This window comes from Aquabacter cavernae (assembly GCF_003993795.1).
Classification (GTDB): Bacteria; Pseudomonadota; Alphaproteobacteria; order Rhizobiales; family Xanthobacteraceae; genus Aquabacter; species Aquabacter cavernae.
Map to the genome: position 1 here is coordinate 1269092 of NZ_RWKV01000008.1, position 20685 is coordinate 1289776.

18 protein-coding genes are annotated in these 20685 nt (G+C 68.5%); 7 read left to right on the top strand and 11 right to left on the bottom strand.

What is annotated here, in order from left to right; all coding sequences use genetic code 11:
• Positions 1–81: 81 nt before the first annotated feature.
• From EJJ38_RS10485 to EJJ38_RS10495, 3 genes are read right to left on the bottom strand one after another with little or no spacing between them, the layout of a single operon-like run.
• Positions 82–1695 carry an NTP transferase domain-containing protein gene (locus EJJ38_RS10485; RefSeq protein ID WP_127090006.1) on the bottom strand — a complete coding sequence of 538 codons (1614 nt, stop codon included), beginning with the start codon at positions 1693–1695 and terminating at the stop codon, positions 82–84.
• Positions 1692–2396, bottom strand: a complete 705-nt coding sequence (locus EJJ38_RS10490; protein WP_127090007.1) for an XdhC family protein — start codon at positions 2394–2396, stop codon at positions 1692–1694. Before EJJ38_RS10490 ends, EJJ38_RS10485 begins: the two co-directional genes overlap by 4 nt.
• Before the next feature lie 3 nt (positions 2397–2399).
• Complete coding sequence (locus EJJ38_RS10495) at positions 2400–2723, bottom strand: XdhC family protein (protein WP_127090008.1); 324 nt, start codon at positions 2721–2723, stop codon at positions 2400–2402.
• Between the two features lie 113 nt (positions 2724–2836).
• On the opposite strand from EJJ38_RS10495, the gene EJJ38_RS10500 reads away from it, so the two are divergent.
• Positions 2837–3880 (top strand): lysine-2,3-aminomutase-like protein, encoded by a 1044-nt coding sequence (locus EJJ38_RS10500; protein ID WP_127090009.1) that lies wholly within the window; start codon positions 2837–2839, stop codon positions 3878–3880.
• Here the strand turns inward: EJJ38_RS10500 and EJJ38_RS10505 are convergent.
• Entirely contained in the window at positions 3825–5006 is a 1182-nt protein-coding gene (locus EJJ38_RS10505) for a vWA domain-containing protein (RefSeq protein WP_127090010.1), read from the bottom strand. The genes EJJ38_RS10500 and EJJ38_RS10505 overlap by 56 nt on opposite strands.
• A gap of 220 nt (positions 5007–5226) precedes the next feature.
• Here EJJ38_RS10505 and EJJ38_RS10510 point away from each other — a divergent pair, with 220 nt between their 5' ends.
• The 3 genes from EJJ38_RS10510 to EJJ38_RS10520 are packed head-to-tail and all read left to right on the top strand — an operon-like array spanning position 5227 to position 7248.
• Positions 5227–6141, top strand: a complete 915-nt coding sequence (locus EJJ38_RS10510) for a hypothetical protein (protein ID WP_127090011.1) — start codon at positions 5227–5229, stop codon at positions 6139–6141.
• Positions 6134–6730, top strand: coding sequence for a chromate transporter (locus tag EJJ38_RS10515; RefSeq protein ID WP_127090012.1), 597 nt, complete (start codon positions 6134–6136; stop codon positions 6728–6730). Before EJJ38_RS10510 ends, EJJ38_RS10515 begins: the two co-directional genes overlap by 8 nt.
• Complete coding sequence (locus EJJ38_RS10520) at positions 6727–7248, top strand: chromate transporter (protein ID WP_127090013.1); 522 nt, start codon at positions 6727–6729, stop codon at positions 7246–7248. Before EJJ38_RS10515 ends, EJJ38_RS10520 begins: the two co-directional genes overlap by 4 nt.
• Before the next feature lie 232 nt (positions 7249–7480).
• On the opposite strand, the gene EJJ38_RS10525 is transcribed toward EJJ38_RS10520, so the two are convergent.
• Entirely contained in the window at positions 7481–8383 is a 903-nt protein-coding gene (locus tag EJJ38_RS10525) for an AAA family ATPase (protein ID WP_127090014.1), read from the bottom strand.
• 214 nt (positions 8384–8597) lie between these two features.
• Between EJJ38_RS10525 and EJJ38_RS10530 the strand changes: the two genes are divergently transcribed.
• The gene (locus tag EJJ38_RS10530; RefSeq protein ID WP_127090015.1) at positions 8598–11465 is read left to right on the top strand and encodes a calcium-binding protein; all 2868 of its coding nucleotides are present in this window, start codon (positions 8598–8600) and stop codon (positions 11463–11465) included.
• 22 nt (positions 11466–11487) lie between these two features.
• Here the strand turns inward: EJJ38_RS10530 and EJJ38_RS10535 are convergent, their stop codons facing one another.
• The 3 genes from EJJ38_RS10535 to carB form a co-directional block, all read right to left on the bottom strand.
• Positions 11488–12081 (bottom strand): TMEM175 family protein, encoded by a 594-nt coding sequence (locus tag EJJ38_RS10535; RefSeq protein WP_127090016.1) that lies wholly within the window; start codon positions 12079–12081, stop codon positions 11488–11490.
• 130 nt (positions 12082–12211) lie between these two features.
• Positions 12212–12685, bottom strand: a complete 474-nt coding sequence (greA, locus tag EJJ38_RS10540; protein WP_127090017.1) for a transcription elongation factor GreA — start codon at positions 12683–12685, stop codon at positions 12212–12214.
• Between the two features lie 348 nt (positions 12686–13033).
• Positions 13034–16381, bottom strand: coding sequence for a carbamoyl-phosphate synthase large subunit (gene carB, locus EJJ38_RS10545; protein WP_127090018.1), 3348 nt, complete (start codon positions 16379–16381; stop codon positions 13034–13036).
• A 259-nt stretch (positions 16382–16640) separates the two neighbouring features.
• On the opposite strand from carB, the gene EJJ38_RS10550 reads away from it, so the two are divergent.
• Positions 16641–17066 carry a GtrA family protein gene (locus EJJ38_RS10550; protein ID WP_127090019.1) on the top strand — a complete coding sequence of 142 codons (426 nt, stop codon included), beginning with the start codon at positions 16641–16643 and terminating at the stop codon, positions 17064–17066.
• A 3-nt stretch (positions 17067–17069) separates the two neighbouring features.
• Here EJJ38_RS10550 and EJJ38_RS10555 read toward each other — a convergent pair whose 3' ends face one another.
• The 3 genes from EJJ38_RS10555 to EJJ38_RS10565 form a co-directional block, all read right to left on the bottom strand.
• The gene (locus EJJ38_RS10555) at positions 17070–17759 is read right to left on the bottom strand and encodes a class I SAM-dependent methyltransferase (protein ID WP_127090020.1); all 690 of its coding nucleotides are present in this window, start codon (positions 17757–17759) and stop codon (positions 17070–17072) included.
• A 66-nt stretch (positions 17760–17825) separates the two neighbouring features.
• Positions 17826–18080: a hypothetical protein gene (locus tag EJJ38_RS10560; protein WP_127090021.1), complete on the bottom strand. Its 255-nt coding sequence runs from the start codon at positions 18078–18080 to the stop codon at positions 17826–17828.
• A gap of 92 nt (positions 18081–18172) precedes the next feature.
• The gene (locus EJJ38_RS10565) at positions 18173–18913 is read right to left on the bottom strand and encodes a hypothetical protein (protein ID WP_127090022.1); all 741 of its coding nucleotides are present in this window, start codon (positions 18911–18913) and stop codon (positions 18173–18175) included.
• Positions 18914–19115: 202 nt separating this feature from the next.
• Here EJJ38_RS10565 and EJJ38_RS10570 point away from each other — a divergent pair, with 202 nt between their 5' ends.
• Positions 19116–20597 carry an MFS transporter gene (locus EJJ38_RS10570; RefSeq protein WP_245454180.1) on the top strand — a complete coding sequence of 494 codons (1482 nt, stop codon included), beginning with the start codon at positions 19116–19118 and terminating at the stop codon, positions 20595–20597.
• Positions 20598–20685 lie beyond the last annotated feature (88 nt).

Here is a 20685-nt window from a genome sequence, read left to right on the forward strand (position 1 = left end):
GCCGGGCTTGTGAGGTTGGGCGCCTTCCACTGCTCGGAAACCGATCTGCCCCAGCCACCACGCACCAGCCCAGCCGACGTGTCAGGCCACCGGCAGGAACGCGCGGGCTTCGGCGAGGGCGGCGGGCGTGTCCACGTCGAGGGTCGGGCCGGGGCCGCTCGCCTCCACTTCCACCACCGCCTCGGAATGGGCCGCCAGCACTGCGCGGGCGCCCATGTCGCCTTCCAGAGCCGCGAGAGCGGGGAAGAAGCGCCGCGACCAGAGCACCGGATTGCCCCGCCGCCCCTCCACCACCGGCACCGCCACGAGCCGCCCTTCCGTCGGCGCGAAGGCGGCCATGAGCCGCTTCACCAGCGGCGCGTCCACCAGCGGCATGTCGCCCAGCATCACCAGCGCGCCCTGGCAGTCCGGCGGCACCGCGCGGATGCCCGCGCCCAGCGAGGTGGCCAGCCCCTCGGCATAAGCGGGATTGTCCACGAACGTCACCGGCAGGCCGTTCAGCGCGCGGCGCACCTGCATGCCCTCATGGCCCGTGACCACCAGCACCGGCCGCGCCCCGGCGGCCAGCGCCGCCTCGGCCACGCAGCGCACCACCGCCCGGCCGCCCACGGGCTCCGTGAGCTTGTTGGCCGCGCCCATGCGCGTGCCCCGCCCGGCCGCCAGGATCACGGCGGCAATGGGCGCCTGCGGTGCCTCCGGCGCCGTTTCGCGCGGCTGCGGGCGGGTGACGATCTCGGCCACCAGCCCGCCCACGCCCATGCGCGCGATATCCGCCGAGCCCAGCGGCAGGTCCGCCAGCAGGCGGGCCAGCACATGGTCGAAGCCGTTCTCCTTGGGGCTGCGGGCACAGCCCGGCGCGCCGATCACCGGCAGGTCGCCCAGCCATCCCAGCATCAGCAGATTGCCCGGATCCACGGGCATGCCGAGCCGCTCGATGCGCCCCCCGGCCGCCTCCAGCGCCTCCGGCACCACGTCGCTGCGATCGGAAATGGCCGAGGCGCCGAACACGATGATGGCCTGCGCCCCCCGCTCGGCCGCGCCCGCGATCGCGGCACGCAGCGGCTCGGCCTCATGGGGCACCCGGCTTTCCTCCAGGATGCGCGCCTCGAAGCGCGCCAGCCGGTCGGCCGTCACCCGCAATGTCTTCTCGATTACCTTGTCCTGCAGGCCCGGCAGCAAGGTGGAGATAACAGCCACCCGCGCGCGGCGGAACGGGGCGATGCGCACCACCGGCCGGGCGCGGCCCAAGGCCGTCTCCAGCAGGGCACCCGGCACGGCGAAGGGAATGACCTTCACGGTGCCCACGAGATCGCCCGTCGCCACCGGGCAATAGGGCGTCAGCGTCGCCAGGGTCAGGCTCTCGTCCACCAGATTGAAGGCATCCACCAAAGCCGGGTCGAAATCCACCACGCCGCCGAAGGCCGCATAGAGGTTGCAGCGCCCGGTGAAGGCGGTGGCCGCCGTGACCCCCTCCCCCGCGCAGGCCTCCGCCACATGGCGGGCCGCGGCATCCTCTTCCAGGTCGCCGGGATCGAGCCGCGCCACCACCACATCCCGCACGCCCGCCAGCTTCAGGGCGTCCATGTCGGCGAAGGTGATGCGGCTGCCCTTGCGCAGCACGAGGCCGTCCACCTTCACCGCATGGGCGGCGATGGCGCCGACCGCGTCCTCCACCGGAATGCTGCCGAACCTCATGCGGGCCGCTCAGCGGGCGCGGCATCCCGGCGGCGCAAGGTGCCGATGACCTGCGCGAGGATGGCGACCGCGATCTCGCCCGGGCTCACCGCGCCGATATCGAGCCCGATGGGCGCGTGGATGCGGCAGGTCTCCTCGGCCGAGAGGCCAAGGGCGTGCAGGCGCTCCAGCCGCTTGGCATGGGTGCGGCGCGAGCCGAGCGCGCCCACATAGAAGCAGCCCGCCCGAAGGCCCGCCGACAAAGCGGGCTCGTCGATCTTGGGATCGTGGGTGAGCGCGATGAGCGCGGTGAAGGCGTCGAGATGTTGCGCGGGCAGCGCCTCGTCCGGCCAGCGGGCGATCACCGGCACGTCGGGAAAGCGCTCGGGCGTGGCGAAGGCGGTGCGCGGGTCGATCACCACCATGTCATAGCCCGCGAGCCGCGCCATGGGCGCGAGCGCCTGGGAGATATGGACGGCGCCGATGACCACGAGGCGCGGGGGCGGAACCTCCACGGTCAGGAACAGGCGGGTCTCGCCGTCCTCCACCATGCCGCTCTTGCCGGTGCGCAGCGCCTCGCGCAGCTTGCCCGCCAGCGGGTCCAGCGCCAGGGTCGCGGGGGTCACGAGGCGCTGGGCGCCGGTGTCCAGTTCGGTGACGAGAATGGCGGGGCGGCGCGCGGCGCGCTCGGCCATGAGCTTTTCAAGCAGGTCGCGGCGCATGGGTCAGTCCACCCGCTCCACATAGACCCGGATGGCCCCGCCGCAGGACAGGCCCACCCGCCAGGCGGTCTCATCGGCCACGCCGAATTCCAGGATGCGCGGTTCACCGGAGACGATCACGTCCACCGCCTCGCTCACCACTTCGCCTTCCACGCAGCCGCCGGAGACCGAGCCGAGGAAATTGCCCTCGCCGTCGATCACCAGATGGCTGCCCACGGGGCGCGGGGCCGAGCCCCAGGTCTCCAGCACGGTGGCGAGGGCCACGGCCCGCCCTTCCTGCCGCCAGCGCAGGGCCGCGCCCAACACGTCGTCATCGGTGGTCTGCATGGGATTCTCCCTGTCCTTCCCCGCATTTGGGTGTGCCGGCGTCTGACCCTATATAGGGCGCGCCGGATCGGGTGCCGCTCCCAGTCCCGTCATTCTTCTCCTCGGAAAGGCGCATGTCCATCTCAGGCCCCCCCACTTTGCGCAGCGCGGACGATCTCGTCGCCGCCGGGCTTCTGCCCGCGGAGGCGCGCGCGGGGGTGCAGGAGGTGGGCGCGCGCTATGCCATCGCGGTCACGCAGACGCTGGCCGCCCGCATGGCGCCGGGCGACGCGCTGGCGCGCCAGTTCGTGCCGGACATCGCGGAACTGACGAGCGCGCCGTTCGAGGATGCGGACCCCATCGGCGACGAGGCCCACTCCCCGGTGCCCGGCATCGTCCACCGCTATCCCGACCGGGTGCTGCTGAAGCTGGTGGGGGTGTGCGCTGTCTATTGCCGCTTCTGCTTCCGCCGGGAAATGGTGGGGCCGGGCGCGCAGAATGCCCTCTCGCCCGAAGCGCTGGACCGGGCGCTGGCCTATGTGACGGATCATCCCGAAATCTGGGAAGTGATCCTCACGGGCGGTGATCCCTTCATGGTGGCGCCGCGCCGCATGGCGCAGGTGCTGGACCGGCTTGCCGCCATTCCCCATGTGAAGATCGCCCGCTTCCACACCCGCATTCCCGTCGCCGCGCCCGAGCGGGTCACGGACGATCTGGTCGCCGCACTCAAGCGGCCGGGCCTGACGCCTTATGTGGTCGTGCATGCCAACCATGCCCGGGAACTCGGCCCGGAGGCGCTAAGCGCCATCACCCGGCTGGTGGATGCGGGCATCCCGGTCCTCTCCCAGTCGGTGCTGCTGCGCGGCGTGAACGATGATGCCGAAACCCTGGCAGACCTGTTCCGCGCATTGGTGGCCGCGCGGGTAAAACCCTATTACCTGCACCATCCCGACCTTGCCCCCGGCACCGGCCATTTCCGCCTGCCCATTGAGGAGGGCCAGGCGCTCATGCGGGCGCTGCGCGGGCGTCTGTCAGGCATCTGCCTGCCCACTTATGTGCTCGATATCCCCGGCGGCTACGGCAAGGTGCCGCTGACACCGGGCTATCTCGGCGCGGGCACCGTCACCGACCATTGCGGAGGCGTGCACGCCTATCCGCCGGAGCCGACAGAGCCGTGACCAGGGCCTCCAGGCTCGACAGATCATGCACCGGGCGGAACTCGTCCACATGGGGCAGCAAGGCGCGGATGCCGCGTGCCTTGGGCTCGAACCCGGCATAGCGCAGCAGGGGATTGAGCCAGACGAGGCGGCGGCAGGAGCGGTGCAGCCGGTCGATCTCCGCCTCCAGCGCCGCGTCCGGGTCCCGCTCCAGCCCGTCGGTGATGAGCAGCACCACGGGGGACTGGCCGAGCACCCGTCGCGACCACAGCTTGTTGAAGGCATGGAGCGAAGCGCCGATGCGGGTGCCTCCCGCCCAGTCGCTGGCCGCCCCCGCCACCGCCTCCAGCGCCGCGTCGGGATCGCGGCGGCGCAGGGCGCGCGTCACATTGGTGAGCCGCGTGCCGAACAGGAACACATGCACCCGCCGCGTGCGCGACACGGCATGGAGAAAGTGCAGGATCGCCCGCGAATAATCGGCCATGGAGCCGGAAATATCGACGAGCGCCACGATGGGCGGCGGACGGCGGCGCGGCGCCTTGAAGCGGGGCGCCAGCATCTCCCCGCCCGCCGCCAGGCTGGCGCGGGCGGTGGCGCGCAGGTCGAAGCGCGGGCCGCGCGGGGCGGGATGGAAGCGGCGCGTCTGCGCCGCATCGTCGGGCAGGCGCAGGGCGGCGATGCGCCGGCGCGCCTCGCGCATCTCCTGCGCGCTCATCTGGGCGAAGTCGCGGGTGCGCAGCACGTCTTCGGAGGAGGCGGACAGGCGCGCCTCCACTTCGAGGCGCGGGGCCTCTTCCTCCCTCGGCCGCCCGATGCCCGCGAACATCGCCTCCTCCACCCGCCGCAGCGTGCGGCGCCCCGCGTCCGGGCGGCCCGGCGCGGCGGGGGAGAGCAGAGCCAGCAGCTTCTCGGTGGCGGCGCGGCGGCGCCAGAACAGGCGGAACGCCTGGTCGAAGACCTCATGGTCCTCCCGGCGGCGCACGAACACCGCATGGAGCGCCCAATAGGCATCCTCCCGCGCGGCAAGGCCCGCCACATCCAGCGCGCTCACCGCATCGAGCACATCCCCCGGCCCCACGCGCAGCCCCGCCGCGCGCAAGGCGCGGCCGAAATAGGCGACGTTCTCGGCGAGGCGCCCCTCCGGCATGCCCGCTCCCTTCCATTTGCCGCGCAGGGTGACGGGGCGCACCGCGCGAGGCAAGGGCGGACGAAAATGCCGCTCCCCGCGAAAAAAATGACATCCGGATGACGCTGCGCGGGCCCGCGCCCCGCTTCCCCCTTTGCTCGCCCGCCCGGATATGCTGCTCTCCTCAAAAGGACAGGTGCTTCGCCATTGACGGGCGCCGGACAGCAGGTGGGGAATTCAGGTGGGCGAGAAGATTTCCAAGCCTCAGGTGGTGGACCTCAGCGCGCCGCTCTATGCGGACGGACACCCCTATGACGAGGTGCGCTATCTCGAAGCGAAGATCATCCTCTCGGGGCTGCGCTTCACCTCGGTGCAGAGCTTCTTCGACTTCGCCAAGATCGTCACCCGCGTCGCCAAGCGCATGGGCGTGGAGTACGAGCCGGTCTCGCCGAAGACGAACCGCCCGCAGATCCGCGAAGTGCTGTTCCTCGATACCCAGGACTTCAAGCTCTACAATAACAGCTTCATCCTGCGCCGCCGCATCACCTATGAAGACGGCTTCCCGGTGGGCGATCCGGAGATCGTGTTCAAGTTCCGCCATCCCGATCTCGACACCGCCTCGGCGCTGGACGTGCGCCCGCAGATCCAGGGCGCCTACAAGATCAAGTTCAAGGAAGAGGCCCTGCCGCTGAAGGATCGCATCGGCGGCATCCGCTCGCTCTATTCGCACAATGTGGAATTCCCCTTCCGCATGCGCGGCGCCGCCGATCCCACTGCCGCCGCGACCCTGATCCGCGTGTTCCCCGCCCTCGCCCCGGTGCTGGGCGGCACGCGCAAGCATGTGCAGCTGGTGAACCGCACCGCCGTGGAAGAGGTGTTGCAGGATCTGGGCACGCTGGATTTCGGCAAGGGGCTGACCGCGCCGTGCAACGTCTCGGTGTGGCGCACCCGTGGCGACCATCACCAATTGGTGGGGGAATTCTCCTATCAGGCCCGCTTCCTGCGCCGCACAGACCTGAACGCGAAAGCCCTTGAGCGCAGCGAAGCCTTCTTCTGCGCCCTGCAGGACGAGGCGCGGGACTGGGTGTCGCTTGGAACCACCAAGACCGGCGCCGTCTACCGGCTGAAGGGCAACCCGCCCCAGAGCCATGAGTGAGGCGCCAGCGCCCGAGGCGCCGTTCGAGACGCCGCCTTCGGTAACCCTCACGGACATCTTCGTGGGCTTCCTCGTCATCGGCGCCACCAGCTTCGGCGGGGGCGTCGTCGCCTATCTGCGCTCCGGCCTCGTGGGGCGGCGCAAATGGATCGCGGACGAGACCTTCGTGGAGCTTCTGTCCATCTGCCAGACCCTGCCGGGGCTCAACGCCTCCAACATGGCGATCCTGGTGGGAGACCGGCTGCGCGGCACAGCGGGCGCGGCGGTGGCGCTGGCGGGCATCTGCCTGCCCGGCGCGCTGATGATGGTGGCGGCGGCCGCCGCCTATGCGGCCTCGCGGGGCAGCGAGGTGGGCATCGGGGCCGTGCTGCACGGCGTCTCGGCGGCAGCCGTGGGCCTTGTGCTGGCGGTGACCTTCCAACTCGGCCGCAAGAGCCTCACCCGCATGTCCGATCTGGTGTTCGTGGCGCTCACCGTGATCGGCGTCGATCTCATGCACCAGTCGGTGCTGCTGGTTCTGGTGGTGGTGGGTGCGCTCGCCATCTACTGGTACCGGCCCGGCCGCCTGCCGGAGCATGTGAAGCCATGAGCCAGCTTCCCGCCCTCATCGCGGTGTTCGCCTATCTCTCCCTGCTCACCGTGGGCGGGGGCATGGCGGCCTTCCCGGAAATGAAGACGCTGGTGGTGGACAACCACCATTGGATGACCTTCCCCCAGCTCATCCATCTCTACAGCGTGGGACAGATGGCCCCCGGCCCCAACATGATGATGATCGCGGGCATCGGCCAATGGGTGGCCGGGCCTGTGGGTGCGCTGGCGGTGGTGCTGGCCTTCTTCCTGCCCACGGGCCTGCTCACGCTCTGGGTGGGGCGGCTGTGGAACCGGCTGGACCATTGGCCCTGGCGCGCCTCCATCCAGCGCGGCCTCGCGCCGGTCTCCATCGGCCTGCTGCTGGCGGGCGCCATCAGCATCGCGCGCGGCACCATCACGGGCGTGCCGAGCGCGGCCATCATGGTGGCGGTGTTCGGCCTTCTCCTCGCCACCCGCATCAACCCCATCCCGCTCATCGGCGCGGCGGCGGTGGTGGGCTATTTCGCCTTCCGCTGAGGGCGGCGGGTCACCCTGGGGCCGATCGGCCTTCAAGCGGTCTGGACGGCTCTTTTAAGATCACGTCGTCATGGCCGGGCTTGTCCCGGCCATCCACGGGGTTCCGCTAGGTGCACGCTCGACCCAGAGGCGTGGATGCCCGGGACACGCCCGGGCATGACGGCCCCAAGAGGCTGAAACCCATCCATCACTCTGAATGTCGATGGGACCCAGAGCGTTTCCGAGGGAAGCGCTACAGCGCCCGGCGGGTCTCCTCGATCAGCGCCGCGATGCGCGGTGCGTCGGTGCGGGCGATGTCGTCCTGATACTTCAGCAGAACCCCCAGCGTGTCCGCCACCAAGGCCGGGTCCAGGGAGACCGCGTCCAGTTCCACCAGAGCGGAGGCCCAGTCCAGGGTCTCGGCGACGCCCGGCGCCTTGAACAGGTCGTCCGCGCGAATGGCCTGGACGAAGGCGACCACCTGGGCCGACAGGCGCTCGGGCACGCCGGGGCGCCGGGCCCGCAGGATAGCCAGTTCGCGGGCGGCGTCGGGATAATCCACCCAGTGATAGAGGCAGCGCCGCTTCAGCGCGTCGTGGATCTCGCGGGTGCGGTTGGAGGTGAGGATGACGATGGGGGGCTCGGCCGCCCGCACCGCGCCAAGCTCGGGAATGGTGATCTGGAATTCGGAGAGCACTTCCAGCAGGAAGGCCTCGAACGCTTCGTCGGTGCGGTCCAGCTCGTCCACCAGCAGAACCGGCGGGCCTGCCGGGTCGGGCGCCAGCGCCTCCAGCAGCGGGCGGCGCAGAAGGTAGCGCTCGGAGAACAGGTCGGCGGCGATGGCCGCGCGGTCCCGCTCGCCGGTGGCCTCCGCAAGGCGGATGGCGATCATCTGCGCCGCGTAATTCCACTCATAGGCCGCCGAGGCGAGGTCCAGCCCCTCATAGCATTGCAGGCGAATGAGCCGGCGGCCGAGCGCCGCGGACAGCGCGCGCGCCACTTCCGTCTTCCCCACCCCGGCCTCGCCCTCCAGCAGCAGCGGGCGCCCCATGCGCAATGCCAGATGCACCACGGTGGAGAGCGCGCGATCCGCCACATAGCCCGCCTCGGACAGGAGGGCGGCGGTGGCATCGATGGAGGCGGGAGGGAAGCCCATCTCTAAAAATCGATTTTAGAGACAGAAAGTGAGGAATTAAGCATTCGGCACCTATTCCTTTGAGGAAAGTTCAACAGGCCAAAAATAACACACCACCTCACGGTTGCGTGCATCGACTGTGACACTGGCCTCCAGTAATACCGTCCTCGCTTCCCCGTATGGAGAAGCCCACGCTCGCGGGCGCAGTCCCGCTTGAGTATGCGGGGGCACAGATATGACCGAGACCAGCGTCACCCTCAAGGGCACCAGCCAGGCCGACACGCTTACCGGCACGGACGCCGCCGAGCGCCTCTACGGCTATGCCGGCGACGACACGCTGATCGCTGGCGGCGGCGCCGACCTGCTGAACGGCGGCACAGGCAGCGACCTGATGCAGGGCGGCACGGGCGCCGACACCTATTATGTGGATTCCGAAGGCGACACGGTGAGCGAGACCGACGCGGACGACGCCCTCGACAAGGTCGTTTCCTATGTCTCCTACACCCTGCCCGACCATGTGGAGAAGCTGAGCCTCGCGGGCACCGCCGCCGACGGCACCGGCAACGGGCTGGACAACACCCTGTCCGGCAATGCCTCCGACAACGTCCTGTCCGGCGCGGCCGGAAACGACATCCTCTATGGCAATGCCGGAAACGACACGCTGCTGGGCGGCGACGGCAATGACCGCCTGTCCGGCGGCACGGGCGCCGACTATATGGCGGGCGGCGCCGGAGCCGATGTCTATTACGTGGACGACTTGGGCGACACGGTGGATGAAAGCTATGGTCAGGCCGTGGATGACGGCGCCATCGACCATGTGGTGTCCTCTGTCGGCTTCGCCCTCGGCTCCCGGCTGGAAAAGCTGACCCTGACCGGCACCCTGGACAGTGCCGGGCTGGGCAACGAGCTGGACAACACCCTCACCGGCAATGCCGGCAACAACACCCTCACCGGCGACGCAGGCAATGATCGCCTCTACGGCGGGGCCGGAGACGACCTGCTGGATGGCGGCACGGGCAATGACAGCCTGAGCGGCGGCGCGGGACTTGACCGCCTCGTGGGCGGCGAGGGCGACGACAGCCTGAACGGCGGCGACGGCGATGACGTGCTGGACGGCGGCACGGGCGCCGACCGGCTGGTGGGCGGCCTCGGCGCCGACATCCTGCGCGGCGGCGCGGGGGCCGATGTCTATTACGCGGACGATCTCGGCGACACCGTGGACGAGGGGTTCGGCCAAAGCGTGGATGACGGCGCCATCGACCATGTGGTCTCGTCCGTCAGCTTCACCCTCGGCGACCGGCTGGAAAAGCTCACCCTCACCGGCACGCTGGACGTTGCCGGGCTGGGCAACGCGCTGGACAACACCATCACCGGCAATGCGGGCAGCAACACCCTCGGCGGCGGCGCGGGCAATGACCGGATCACCGGCGGGGCCGGAGACGACCTGATCGAGGGTGGTGCGGGCAATGATACCCTGACCGGCGATGCCGGGCGCGACCATCTCATGGGCGGGGACGGCGACGACGGCCTGAGCGGCGGCGAGGGCGACGACATCCTGGAAGGCGGCACGGGCGCCGACCGGCTGGTGGGCGGCCTTGGCGCCGACATCCTGCGCGGCGGCGCGGGGGCCGATGCCTATTACGTGGACAATCTCGGCGACACGGTGGATGACCTGTTCGGCCAGAGCCTTGATGACGGCGCCATCGACACGGTGGTCTCCTCCGTCAGCTTCGCCCTGGGCGCGGGCCTGGAGAAGCTGACCCTCACCGGCAGCGACGCGCTCTCGGGCTGGGGCAACGAACTGAACAACACGCTCACCGGCAATGCAGGCAATAACGGCCTGAGCGGCGGGGCGGGCAACGACACGCTGAACGGCGGCGCGGGGAATGACTGGCTCGACGGCGGGACGGGCATCGACAAGATGTATGGCGGCGCGGGTGCCGACCAATATGTGGTCGATGACGTGAAGGACCAGGCGGTGGAAAGCGCCGGGACCGACGACGGCGCCTGGGACGTGGTGCATTCCACCGTCTCCTACACCCTCGGCGCGCGCATCGAGGTGCTGGCCCTGTATGGGGCGGCGGCCCTCAACGGCACTGGCAATTCCGGCGCCAACTCCCTCTACGGCAATGACGGCGCCAATACGCTCTACGGGGCGGCGGGCAACGATTATCTGGATGGCGGCCTCGGCGCCGACATCCTGCGCGGCGGCGCGGGCGCGGACCTCTATCTGGTGGGCGTGGGCGACACCGTGGACGAGCGCTTCGGCCAGAGCGTGGATGACGGGTCGGTGGACCATGTGCAGAGCACGGTCTCCTTCACCCTCGCCGCCTTCGTGGAGAACCTGACGCTGCTGGGGAGCGACGCGCTCTCGGGCACCGGCAACGACCTGAAGAACCTCCTCATCGGCAATGACGGCGCCAACCTGCTGACGGGCGCGGGCGGGGATGACGACCTCTACGGCAATGGCGGCAACGATACGCTGGATGGCGGCGCGGGCGCCGACCTGCTCAACGGCGGAGCCGGGGCTGACACCCTGACCGGCGGCGCGGGTGCCGACCGCTATGTGATCGACCATGCGGGCGACGTGGTGGACGAGTTGAGCGGCGTCCTGGTGGATGACGGCGCCATCGACACGGTGTTCGCCATCGTCTCCCATACGCTGTCGGCCAATGTGGAAGAGCTTCGCCTCCAGGGATCGGACGCGCTGTCCGGCACCGGCAACGGGCTGAAGAACTTCCTCGAAGGCAATGACGGCGACAACATCCTCGCCGGCCTTGGCGGCGACGACTACATGGTGGGCGGCGGCGGCGCGGACCGGATGATCGGCGGCTCCGGCTTCGACGTGCTCGAAGGGCGCTCCGGGGCGGACACCTTCGTGGTGGAGGTGGGCACCGAGTTCGACCGGGTCGCCGACTTCACCATCGGCACGGACATGGTGGAGATCGATTCGGCGTTCGGCTATGCCTCGCTGGACGGGATCCTGGGCGTCGCCGAACAATGGGGAACGGACGCCGTGTTCAAGCTGAGCACCAGTGACACGCTGATCCTCCAGGGTGTTCAGCTCTCTGATCTCGGCGAAAGCGACTTCCTCTTCGCCTGACGCCGCCCGGCGCGGGGGCGCCTCAGCGCCCCTCGCCTTTCCCTCCCCAGACGGGGAGGCCGCGGGCAAAATTGACGAAATAGGCGAACATGGCGTGCGCAGGGTCGAACAGGCTGATGACCAGCGAGAGCAACGCCGAACAAATGAACAGCGCCAGATAAGGGCTGATGGCCGCGCGCACCGAGCGGGCGGCCGGGACCACCTCCAGATAGCGCACCCGCGCCAGCAGCGCCGCCAGCATAAGCATGTTGCCGGAATAGACGAGAACCGCCGGCAGGAAGTCACCGTAGCGACTGACGAGGCCGGACGAGAACGGCACCATGGTCACGAAGAACAATAGTGCAAGCCAAAGCGAGACCAGCTTGCCCGTAAGCTTCTCTTCCGCCTGCCGATGCTCGATGGCGCCGCGCCAGACCGCGCCCAGCACGAAGAATCCGACCCCGTAAGCGATCAAAGGTCGCGACAAAGACAGGAGATGAGCGGTCAGCTCCGCCGCGCTGGTGATGGGCAGATCGCCCGGCACCCGCACATCCAGGACCAGAAGCGTCATGGAAAAGGCGAAAATGCCGTCGGTCAGGGCATCGATGCGCGACTTCGGGAAACGGCTCTCCGCCACGCCAGCCCTCCCCCTTCCGTAACCCGAGACGGACCGCGGACGGCGGCCGCGCACCGTCCGGCACTCCGGGGAACCGCCCCGCCCCCGGACGCCGCAACAGGCGCGAGCCGCGCGGCCCGCGCCCGAGGCGTCAGACCCAGCGGACCTGGACGATCTCGAACGACCGGGCGCCCTTCGGGGTCACGACCTCGACGGACGCGCCCTTCTTCTTGCCGATCAGGGCCCGGGCGACGGGAGAGGAAATGGAGATGCGGCCGGCCTTGGCGTCAGCTTCGTTGTCGCCGACGATCTGCCAGACCTTCTCCTCTTCCGTGTCCTCGTCCACCAGGGTGACGGTGGCGCCGAACTTGACCACGTCTCCAGACAGCTTGGTCACGTCGATGATCTCGGCGCGCGAAAGCTTGTCCTCCAGATCGGCGATCCGCCCCTCATTCAGGGACTGAAGCTCCTTGGCCGCGTGGTATTCCGCGTTCTCGGACAGGTCGCCATGGGCACGCGCTTCGGCAATGGCCGTGATGATCCGCGGGCGCTCCACCTGCTGGCGATGGCGCAATTCATTTTCGAGGGCGGTATGTCCGCTCCCCGTCATGGGAATCTTTTCCATGGGTCCGTCGTAAGACCTCCTGAAACCCCGGCTCCCCATCGCCATCGGCGGCGAGGGGGAAGCCGACGCAAAAACAAACATCCGCAAGAGACCGATCCCATCAGGTTGGATCAACCTGATGGGTGAATCAGCCTCTCATCACTCGATGAGAGAACGCTTCACCCACCGGATTGCGATGCAATCCGGTCAAAACGCGCTCTACCGCGGGACGGTCACCGCCTCGCAATCGGCACACAAAAGGCGTGAGAGGTGCTCGGGACGCGCCGCGATTGCAGAGCCGCCCATGAGGAATGGCCCGCGGGATCACGCCCACGCCTTCACACCCCGCGCGTCGCGGAGGACGAACGCTCAGTTCGTCCCCTTCGACCCGCCGGCGCCGAAATAGCTCTGCAGCGCGCGCACCTTGAGATCGCCGCCCACATAGGCCTTGATCCCCTGCGCCGCTGCGACGGCTCCTGACAGCGTGGTGTAATATGGCACTTTGTGCAAGAGGGCGGCACGACGGAGCGACCGGCTGTCCAGAAGCGCCTGCGAGCCCTCCGTGGTGTTGAACACCAGTTGCACGCCGCCATTCTTGATGGCGTCCACGATATGCGGACGCCCTTCGAGCACCTTGTTGATCTTGCCCGCGACGACGCCGTTCTCTTCCAGGAAGCGCTGCGTGCCGGAGGTGGCGATCACCTTGAACCCGATATCCTGAAGCAGCTTGACGCTGGGCAGGATGCGCATCTTGTCGCTTTCCTTCACCGACACGAACACCGTGCCCGCCTTCGGCACCTTGGTGCCGCCGCCCAGCTGGCTCTTGGCGAAGGCGACGCCGTAATCGGTGTCGAGACCCATCACCTCGCCGGTGGAGCGCATCTCCGGTCCGAGCACCGTGTCCACGCCGGGGAAGCGGGCGAAGGGGAACACCGCCTCCTTCACCGCGATATGGTTCACCGCGTGGGGCTTCAGGTCGAAGACATCCAGCTTCTCGCCCGCCATCACCCGCGCCGCGATCTTGGCGATGGGCAGGCCCACCACCTTGGCCACGAAGGGCACGGTGCGCGAGGCGCGCGGATTGACTTCGAGGATGTAGATCTTGTCGTCCTTGAGCGCGAACTGCACGTTCATGAGGCCGACCACACGCAGCGCCAGGGCGAGCGCGGTGGTCTCCTTTTCCAGGCGGGCGATCATGTCCGCCGAGAGCGAGTGGGGCGGCAGGGAGCAGGCGCTGTCACCCGAATGGATGCCCGCCTCCTCGATATGCTCCATGATGCCGGCCACATGCACGCGGGTGCCATCGCACAGCGCATCCACGTCCACCTCGATGGCGTCCGACAGGTAGCGGTCGAACAGGAGCGGGTTCTTGCCGAGGACGGTGTTGATCTGGCCCGTCTTGTCGTTGGGATACCGCGCCTTCACGTCCTGGGGCACGAGGCCCGGCAGGGTGTCCAGCAGATAGTCGCCGAGCTGGCGCTCGTCGCGGATGATCTGCATGGCCCGGCCGCCCAGCACGTAGGAGGGGCGCACCACCATGGGATAGCCGAGATCGCCGGCGACGATGCGTGCCTGCTCCACCGAATAAGCGATGCCGTTGTCGGGCTGGCGCAGCTTCAGGTCGTTGATCAGGCGCTTGAAGCGGTCGCGGTCCTCGGCGAGGTCGATGGCGTCGGGCGAGGTGCCGAGAATCGGCACATTCGCCGCCTCAAGCGCACGCGCCAGCTTCAGCGGCGTCTGGCCGCCGAACTGCACGATCACGCCCAGAAGCGTTCCGGCGGTCCGCTCGCGGTCGATCAGCTCCAGCACGTCCTCCGCCGTCAGCGGCTCGAAATAGAGCCGATCGGACGTGTCGTAGTCGGTGGAGACGGTCTCCGGGTTGCAGTTGACCATGATGGCCTCATAGCCCGTCTCTTTCAGGGCGAAGGCCGCATGGCAGCAGCAATAATCGAACTCGATTCCCTGGCCGATGCGGTTCGGCCCGCCGCCCAGGATGATCGCCTTCTTGCGGTCCGAGGGATAGGCCTCGTCCGCCGGGACGCCCGCGAAGGGCGCCTCGTAGGTGGAATACATATAGGCCGTGGGCGAGGCGAACTCGGCGGCGCAGGTGTCGATGCGCTTATAGACCGGGCGCACGCCCAGTGCCTGACGCGCCGTGCGGACCTCTTCCTCCTCCAGCCCGGCCAGGGTGGCGAGGCGCAGGTCCGAGAAGCCCATGGACTTCAGCGAGCGGAATGCGCCCGTCGTGGTCGGCAGGCCGAAGCGCTTCACCTTCGCCTCGATCTCCACGATGCCGCGGATCTGGGCGAGGAACCACGGGTCGATCTTGCACGCGGTGTGGATCTCCGCATCGCTCATGCCGAGGCGCATGGCCTGCGCCACATAGAGCAGGCGCTCCGGCGTGGGCGTGCCCAAAGCAGCGCGGATGGCGTTCTTGTCGTCGCCCGAGCCGATGCCGCCGATCTCCACGTCGTCGAGCCCGGACAGGCCGGTCTCCAGCGAGCGCAGCGCCTTCTGGAGGCTCTCCTGGAAGGTGCGGCCGATGGCCATGGCCTCGCCCACCGACTTCATGGAGGTGGTGAGCGTCGGGTCGGCGCCGGGGAACTTCTCGAAGGCGAAGCGCGGGATCTTCGTGACCACGTAATCGATGGTGGGCTCGAAGGAAGCCGGGGTCGCGCCGCCGGTGATGTCGTTCTCGATCTCGTCGAGCGTATAGCCCACCGCGAGGCGGGCGGCGACCTTGGCGATGGGGAAGCCGGTGGCCTTGGAGGCCAGCGCCGAGGAGCGCGACACGCGCGGATTCATCTCGATCACGATCATGCGCCCGTCTTCCGGGTTGATCGCGAACTGCACGTTGGAACCGCCGGTCTCCACCCCGATCTCGCGCAGCACCGCCAGCGAGGCGTCGCGCATGATCTGGTATTCCTTGTCGGTCAGCGTCAGCGCCGGGGCCACCGTGATGGAATCGCCGGTGTGCACGCCCATCGGGTCCAGATTCTCGATGGAGCAGATGATGATGCAGTTGTCCGCCTTGTCGCGGACCACCTCCATCTCATACTCCTTCCAGCCGAGCACGCTCTCCTCGATGAGCACCTCGTTGGTGGGCGAGGCGTCGATGCCGCGCTCCACGATCTCGATGAACTCGGCCTTGTTGAAGGCGATGCCGCCGCCCGTGCCGCCCATGGTGAAGGACGGGCGGATGATGGCGGGCAGGCCGACAATGTCCAGGGCTTCCAGCGCCTGGGACAAGGTCTTGATCTGCCGCGACGTGGGCGTCAGCAGGCCGATCTTGGTCATGGCCTCGCGGAACAGCTCGCGATCCTCGGCCTTGTCGATGGCCTCGGCGGTGGCGCCGATCATCTCCACGTCGAAGCGATCGAGCACGCCGCTCTTCTTCAGCGACAGGGCGCAGTTCAGCGCGGTCTGGCCACCCATGGTGGGCAGCAGCGCGAAGCCCTTGGAGCGATCGCCGCGCTCCGTCTCGATGATCTTCTCGACGATCTCAGGCGTGATCGGCTCGATGTAGGTGGCATCCGCCATGTCCGGATCGGTCATGATGGTCGCCGGATTGGAGTTCACCAGGACGACCCGGTAACCCTCCTCCTTCAGCGCCTTGCACGCCTGGGTGCCGGAATAGTCGAATTCACAGGCCTGCCCGATGACGATGGGGCCGGCGCCGATGATGAGGATGGTTTCGAGGTCAGTGCGTTTCGGCATGTCTCGCAGGCGCTCGGCAGGCGCAAAAAAAGGGCCGCGGATGACGCGCCCCTGTGGATACGAAGTCCGTCGGTTGACGGCCGGTGCGGCGCCTTAGCGTTGAATGATCTCGGCCAGGCGCGCTATTGGGCTTCCTTAGACCATAATTGCGCGCGACGGAAGACCGGCCGGGCTGCGCCCTGATCGTGTCCGGCCCGCGCGGGCCGCAGGGCGGGGCCGCACGGCACCGGCGCGCAGATCCGAGGACCGACCCTTTCCCATGGCTGAGATCCGCGCCCTGATCGCGCGCCACCGCCCCCGACTCACCCAGCTCGCCACCTTCATCGCAGTGGGCGGCACGGCTGCGGTCGCTCATTTCCTGGTGCTGGGCACCCTGGTGGAACTGGACCTGCTCGGCCCGGTGAGCGCTTCCATGATCGGCTTCGTGGTGGGCACCCTCGTCACCTACACCCTCAACAGCCGCTTCACCTTCCAGTCCTCCCGCTCCCATGCGGGGGCCATGCCCCGCTATTTCGCGGTGGCGGGCGTCGCTTTCGTGCTCAACGGGCTGCTGATGGATCTGTTCACCCATCGGCTCGGGATTTTCTATCTGGCGGCGCAATTGCTCACCAGCGCGCTGGTCCTGTGCTGGACCTTCAACAGCTACCGCCTCTGGGCCTTCGCCGAGCAGAAGACCAGGCGATAGCACTCAGGCCGGACGGGCGATGAAGGCCATGCGGTTCTGGTTGTGCCCCACATTGGGGCGCATGCGCTCGCCCGCGAAACCGGCGGCGGACAGCACCGCCAGAAAGTCCGCCTCGCGATACGTGGACAGGCCCAGCTCCGCCCGCAGCTTGCGGTAGGGCGACAGGGCGGTGCGCGCGAGGCCCACCAAAGCGGCACCGAGAAACCCGTCCCGCGCCGCGAAGGCCAGGAGCGCCGCCGCATCCCGCACGGCGCTCACATCGGGGGGGATCACATCCGCCACCAGCAGGCGGCCGCCTGGCGCCAGCAGGCGCCGCCACTGGGCGAGCAGGCCGTCCAGCACCGGGCGCTCCAGATATTGAAGCAGGGAATTGGCGATGATCAGGTCGAAACTGCCGTCCGGCAGCGCGGCCACCCCGTCCGGAGACGCGACGGAAATGGCCCGATCAGCGGAAAAGCGCTCCCGCAGCTTCTCGCGCACGCCGGGCGCCGCGTCGCACAGGGTCAGTTGCCCGCAGGCGGCTGCCAGTGCGGGCGCCGATAGCGCCTCGCCGCATCCATAGTCCAGCACCCGCGCATCCGGATGGGGGACGTGGCGGGCGAGGTCAGCGGCGATGCGGGCATAGTGAAGCCGCTTGTGACGGCTGCTCACATAGATGGCGTGGGCGCCGTCCCAGAAGGAGATCCAATCCATGCGGCCTCGTCGCGCGAAGGCGAAGCGGGGCCTGCGCCCCGCCTCTGCCGTCCCGTCTTTGCTGGATCAGCGGCCCGCGGCGAAGGCGATGCCGGCCTGCACCTGTTCGATGGCCTGGTCGATGAGTCCCAGGGCCACTTCGCGATGGCCGCCCTTGTTGGGCTCGGCCGCCTGCAGGCTGGCGCGGGCGGCGCGGAGCTGCTCAAGAGTCGCAATCATGTAAGGCTGGTTGGCGAAGGCGCCGGTCACCAGGGCATTGCCGCCGAGGGTAAGGCCGACACCGAGGGCGAAGGCCAGAAGAGTCTTGCGAGAGATGTTCATTTTAGACCTCCGAATGAGGCTGGAATTGACGGCTTGCATTACGGCGGGTTTGCAGCGGCTTCACAACCGTGCTGCAAAATAATCCGCCGCCCTCACCACTTGTAGTTCACCCAGAACTGGCCAACCGCGGGGCTGAGCGCCCGGATGGCCGGATCGTTGGAATTGAAGATTTTCGGCCCGGACGCCTTGGCCTGCGCGCTGTCGGAGGCCAGTGCCGAGACGGCGAACTGCACGCCGAGACGGCAGGGACCGGGCAGGTTGCCCAATTGCCCGCCGCGCCAGTCCACGATGGCGCCGCCATTGTTGCCGCCGAAGCCCACGATGCGGAACGGCCGCCCGTTGGCCTTCTCCACATCGGCGATGGAGGTGCCGACCGTGACGCCCGCCACGCTCCAGCGGGTCTCTTCCGTGAAGGAGGCGCGCAGCGGCATGGCGTAGCCGATGGCGTCCGCCCAGGCGACGTCCACCCGCAGCTTCGGCTCGTTGGGCAGCAGGATGGAGCCGGGCGCCATGGAGCCGTTGGGCTGGGGCACGTCGGCATGGGCCACGTTGTTCTGGCCGAAATCGGCCATGATGTTCACGTCCGTGGTGGTGGGCGCCCAGGGGCCCTTGCACTCGAACACGCGCGGCGGCGCGTCGGGCGCGGGGATGGACACCACCGCCTCATAGCCGCCCCAGGCGTCCGTCTCCACCACCTTGCCGGTGCCCCAGGTGGGGCCGGGCGTGCCGCACCCCGCCAGGGAGACGGCCACGAGGGTGGTGGCCACGATGGCCCGGGCCGGGCGGCCGGCGCGCGCCGTCCCGCGCTTCTGGCTTTCCACAGACAAATGCATCCCCGCCTCCACGCAAAGTCGGCTCACGTCATAGCGCGGATCGCTCCGTCATGAAATCGCGCCGCCTTCATCTTTGCTCTCCGCGAATCGACAAATTGCGCAGATGATGAACGCCGCGAGGCGCCCCGCGCCGCCGCTTCGTGTCACACGACATTCACGAGGAAGGAGCATGTCACGGCGCAAGGTATCCTCGGGGCAATCCATGAACGACATGTCCAAGCTCGGCCAAGAGATCGTCGAGGCACGTACAGTTCAGGATTATATTGACGAAACGCCCCAGTGGCGGGACGGAACGCCGGTCTCCTCCGTTCCCATGACCTCCATGCAATGGCGCATCTGGGGCCTCGCGGCGGCGGGCAAGTTCTTCGAGGGCCTGGTGGTCTTCATGACCGGCGTCGCCATGCCGCTCATGTCCGAGGAATTCGGCATGGGCTCGTTCGAGCATGGCCTCGTGGGCGCCGCGAGCCTGTTCGGCATCCTCATCGGCGCGCTGACACTGGGCGGCCTCGCCGACCATTTCGGCCGCAAGCTGATGTTCATCGCCGAGATGGTCATCTTCATCTTCTTCCTGGTGCTCCTTTCGGTCGCCTCGTCCTTCGCCTGGGTCGTGGTGTTCCTGTTCGGCGTGGGACTGGCGCTTGGCTGCGACTATCCCACCGCCCATCTGGTCATCTCCGAGAGCATTCCCAGTTCCTCGCGCGGGCGCCTCGTGCTCGCCGCCTTCGCCTTCCAGGCGGTGGGCGCGCTCACCGGCGTCGCCATCGGCTACCTCATCCTCACCCTCTCGCCGGAAATCGGGGCGTGGCGCCTCATGTATGCCAGCGCCATCGTTCCCGGCATCATCGTGCTGGTGGGCCGCTTCTTCGTCACGGAGAGCAGCCACTGGCTCGCGGCCGTGGGACGCCTGCCGGAGGCGGAGGAGCAGATCCGCAAGCTGCTGCGGCGCCGGCCCGATTATCCCAAGCAGATCAAGCTGAGGGCGCGGCACGGCCACGCGCACCACAAGAAGGAGCGCACCATCCGCTCCCTGTTCTCCGCGAAGAACCGGCGCGCGACGATCCTCGCCTCCGTCCCCTGGTTCCTCCAGGACCTCTCCACTTACGGCATCGGCATCTTCACCCCCACCATCCTGGCCGCCGCCCTCGGCGAGGTGCGGGTGGCGCACCATCATGACGTGACCGACATCATCGCCAACGACATGCTGGCCGCGAAGGGCGCGGGCTTCATCGACCTGCTGCTGCTGGCCGGCATGATCGCCGCCGTGCTCCTGGCGGACCGGGTGGGGCGCATCCCGCTCCAGATCCTCGGCTTCATCGGCTGCGCGGTGGGCCTGTTGGTGGCGTCCTTCTCGGTGGACTATGACGGCCCCATGCAGATCTTCCTGATCTATGTGGGCTTCATGCTGTTCAACTTCATGACCAATCTCGGCCCCAACGCGCAGACCTACCTGCTGGCGGGCGAGGTGTTTCCCACCCATGTGCGCGGCCTGGGCGCGGGCTTCGCCGCCGCCGCCGCGAAGGTGGGCGCGGTGCTCACCGCCTTCTTTTTCCCCATCCTGCTCATGGACCTGGGCACGCAGGCGCTGCTTTACGGCCTCGCCGGCGCCTCGGTCCTGGGGGCCTGGGTGACCTGGCGGTTCGGCATCGAGACCAAGGGCATGAAGCTGGAGGATGTGGGGCACTGACCTGCCCCGCGACGGAGCCTTTGGCTTCGCTCGGCGCGCATTGACCAACGCCGCGACGCGGATGAGAGTGCGCGCCTGTTCGTCCGGC

Coding starts and splice junctions, on each gene's coding strand:
- carB (WP_127090018.1), bottom strand. CDS start 16,381: ATGCCGAAACGCACTGACCTCGAAACCATCCTCATCATCGGCGCCGGC.
- EJJ38_RS10560 (WP_127090021.1), bottom strand. CDS start 18,080: ATGAACATCTCTCGCAAGACTCTTCTGGCCTTCGCCCTCGGTGTCGGC.
- EJJ38_RS10525 (WP_127090014.1), bottom strand. CDS start 8,383: ATGGGCTTCCCTCCCGCCTCCATCGATGCCACCGCCGCCCTCCTGTCC.
- greA (WP_127090017.1), bottom strand. CDS start 12,685: ATGGAAAAGATTCCCATGACGGGGAGCGGACATACCGCCCTCGAAAAT.
- EJJ38_RS10490 (WP_127090007.1), bottom strand. CDS start 2,396: ATGCGCCGCGACCTGCTTGAAAAGCTCATGGCCGAGCGCGCCGCGCGC.
- EJJ38_RS10565 (WP_127090022.1), bottom strand. CDS start 18,913: ATGCATTTGTCTGTGGAAAGCCAGAAGCGCGGGACGGCGCGCGCCGGC.
- EJJ38_RS10505 (WP_127090010.1), bottom strand. CDS start 5,006: ATGCCGGAGGGGCGCCTCGCCGAGAACGTCGCCTATTTCGGCCGCGCC.
- EJJ38_RS10485 (WP_127090006.1), bottom strand. CDS start 1,695: ATGAGGTTCGGCAGCATTCCGGTGGAGGACGCGGTCGGCGCCATCGCC.
- EJJ38_RS10500 (WP_127090009.1), top strand. CDS start 2,837: ATGTCCATCTCAGGCCCCCCCACTTTGCGCAGCGCGGACGATCTCGTC.
- EJJ38_RS10570 (WP_245454180.1), top strand. CDS start 19,116: ATGAACGACATGTCCAAGCTCGGCCAAGAGATCGTCGAGGCACGTACA.
- EJJ38_RS10555 (WP_127090020.1), bottom strand. CDS start 17,759: ATGGATTGGATCTCCTTCTGGGACGGCGCCCACGCCATCTATGTGAGC.
- EJJ38_RS10515 (WP_127090012.1), top strand. CDS start 6,134: ATGAGTGAGGCGCCAGCGCCCGAGGCGCCGTTCGAGACGCCGCCTTCG.
- EJJ38_RS10520 (WP_127090013.1), top strand. CDS start 6,727: ATGAGCCAGCTTCCCGCCCTCATCGCGGTGTTCGCCTATCTCTCCCTG.
- EJJ38_RS10550 (WP_127090019.1), top strand. CDS start 16,641: ATGGCTGAGATCCGCGCCCTGATCGCGCGCCACCGCCCCCGACTCACC.
- EJJ38_RS10495 (WP_127090008.1), bottom strand. CDS start 2,723: ATGCAGACCACCGATGACGACGTGTTGGGCGCGGCCCTGCGCTGGCGG.
- EJJ38_RS10530 (WP_127090015.1), top strand. CDS start 8,598: ATGACCGAGACCAGCGTCACCCTCAAGGGCACCAGCCAGGCCGACACG.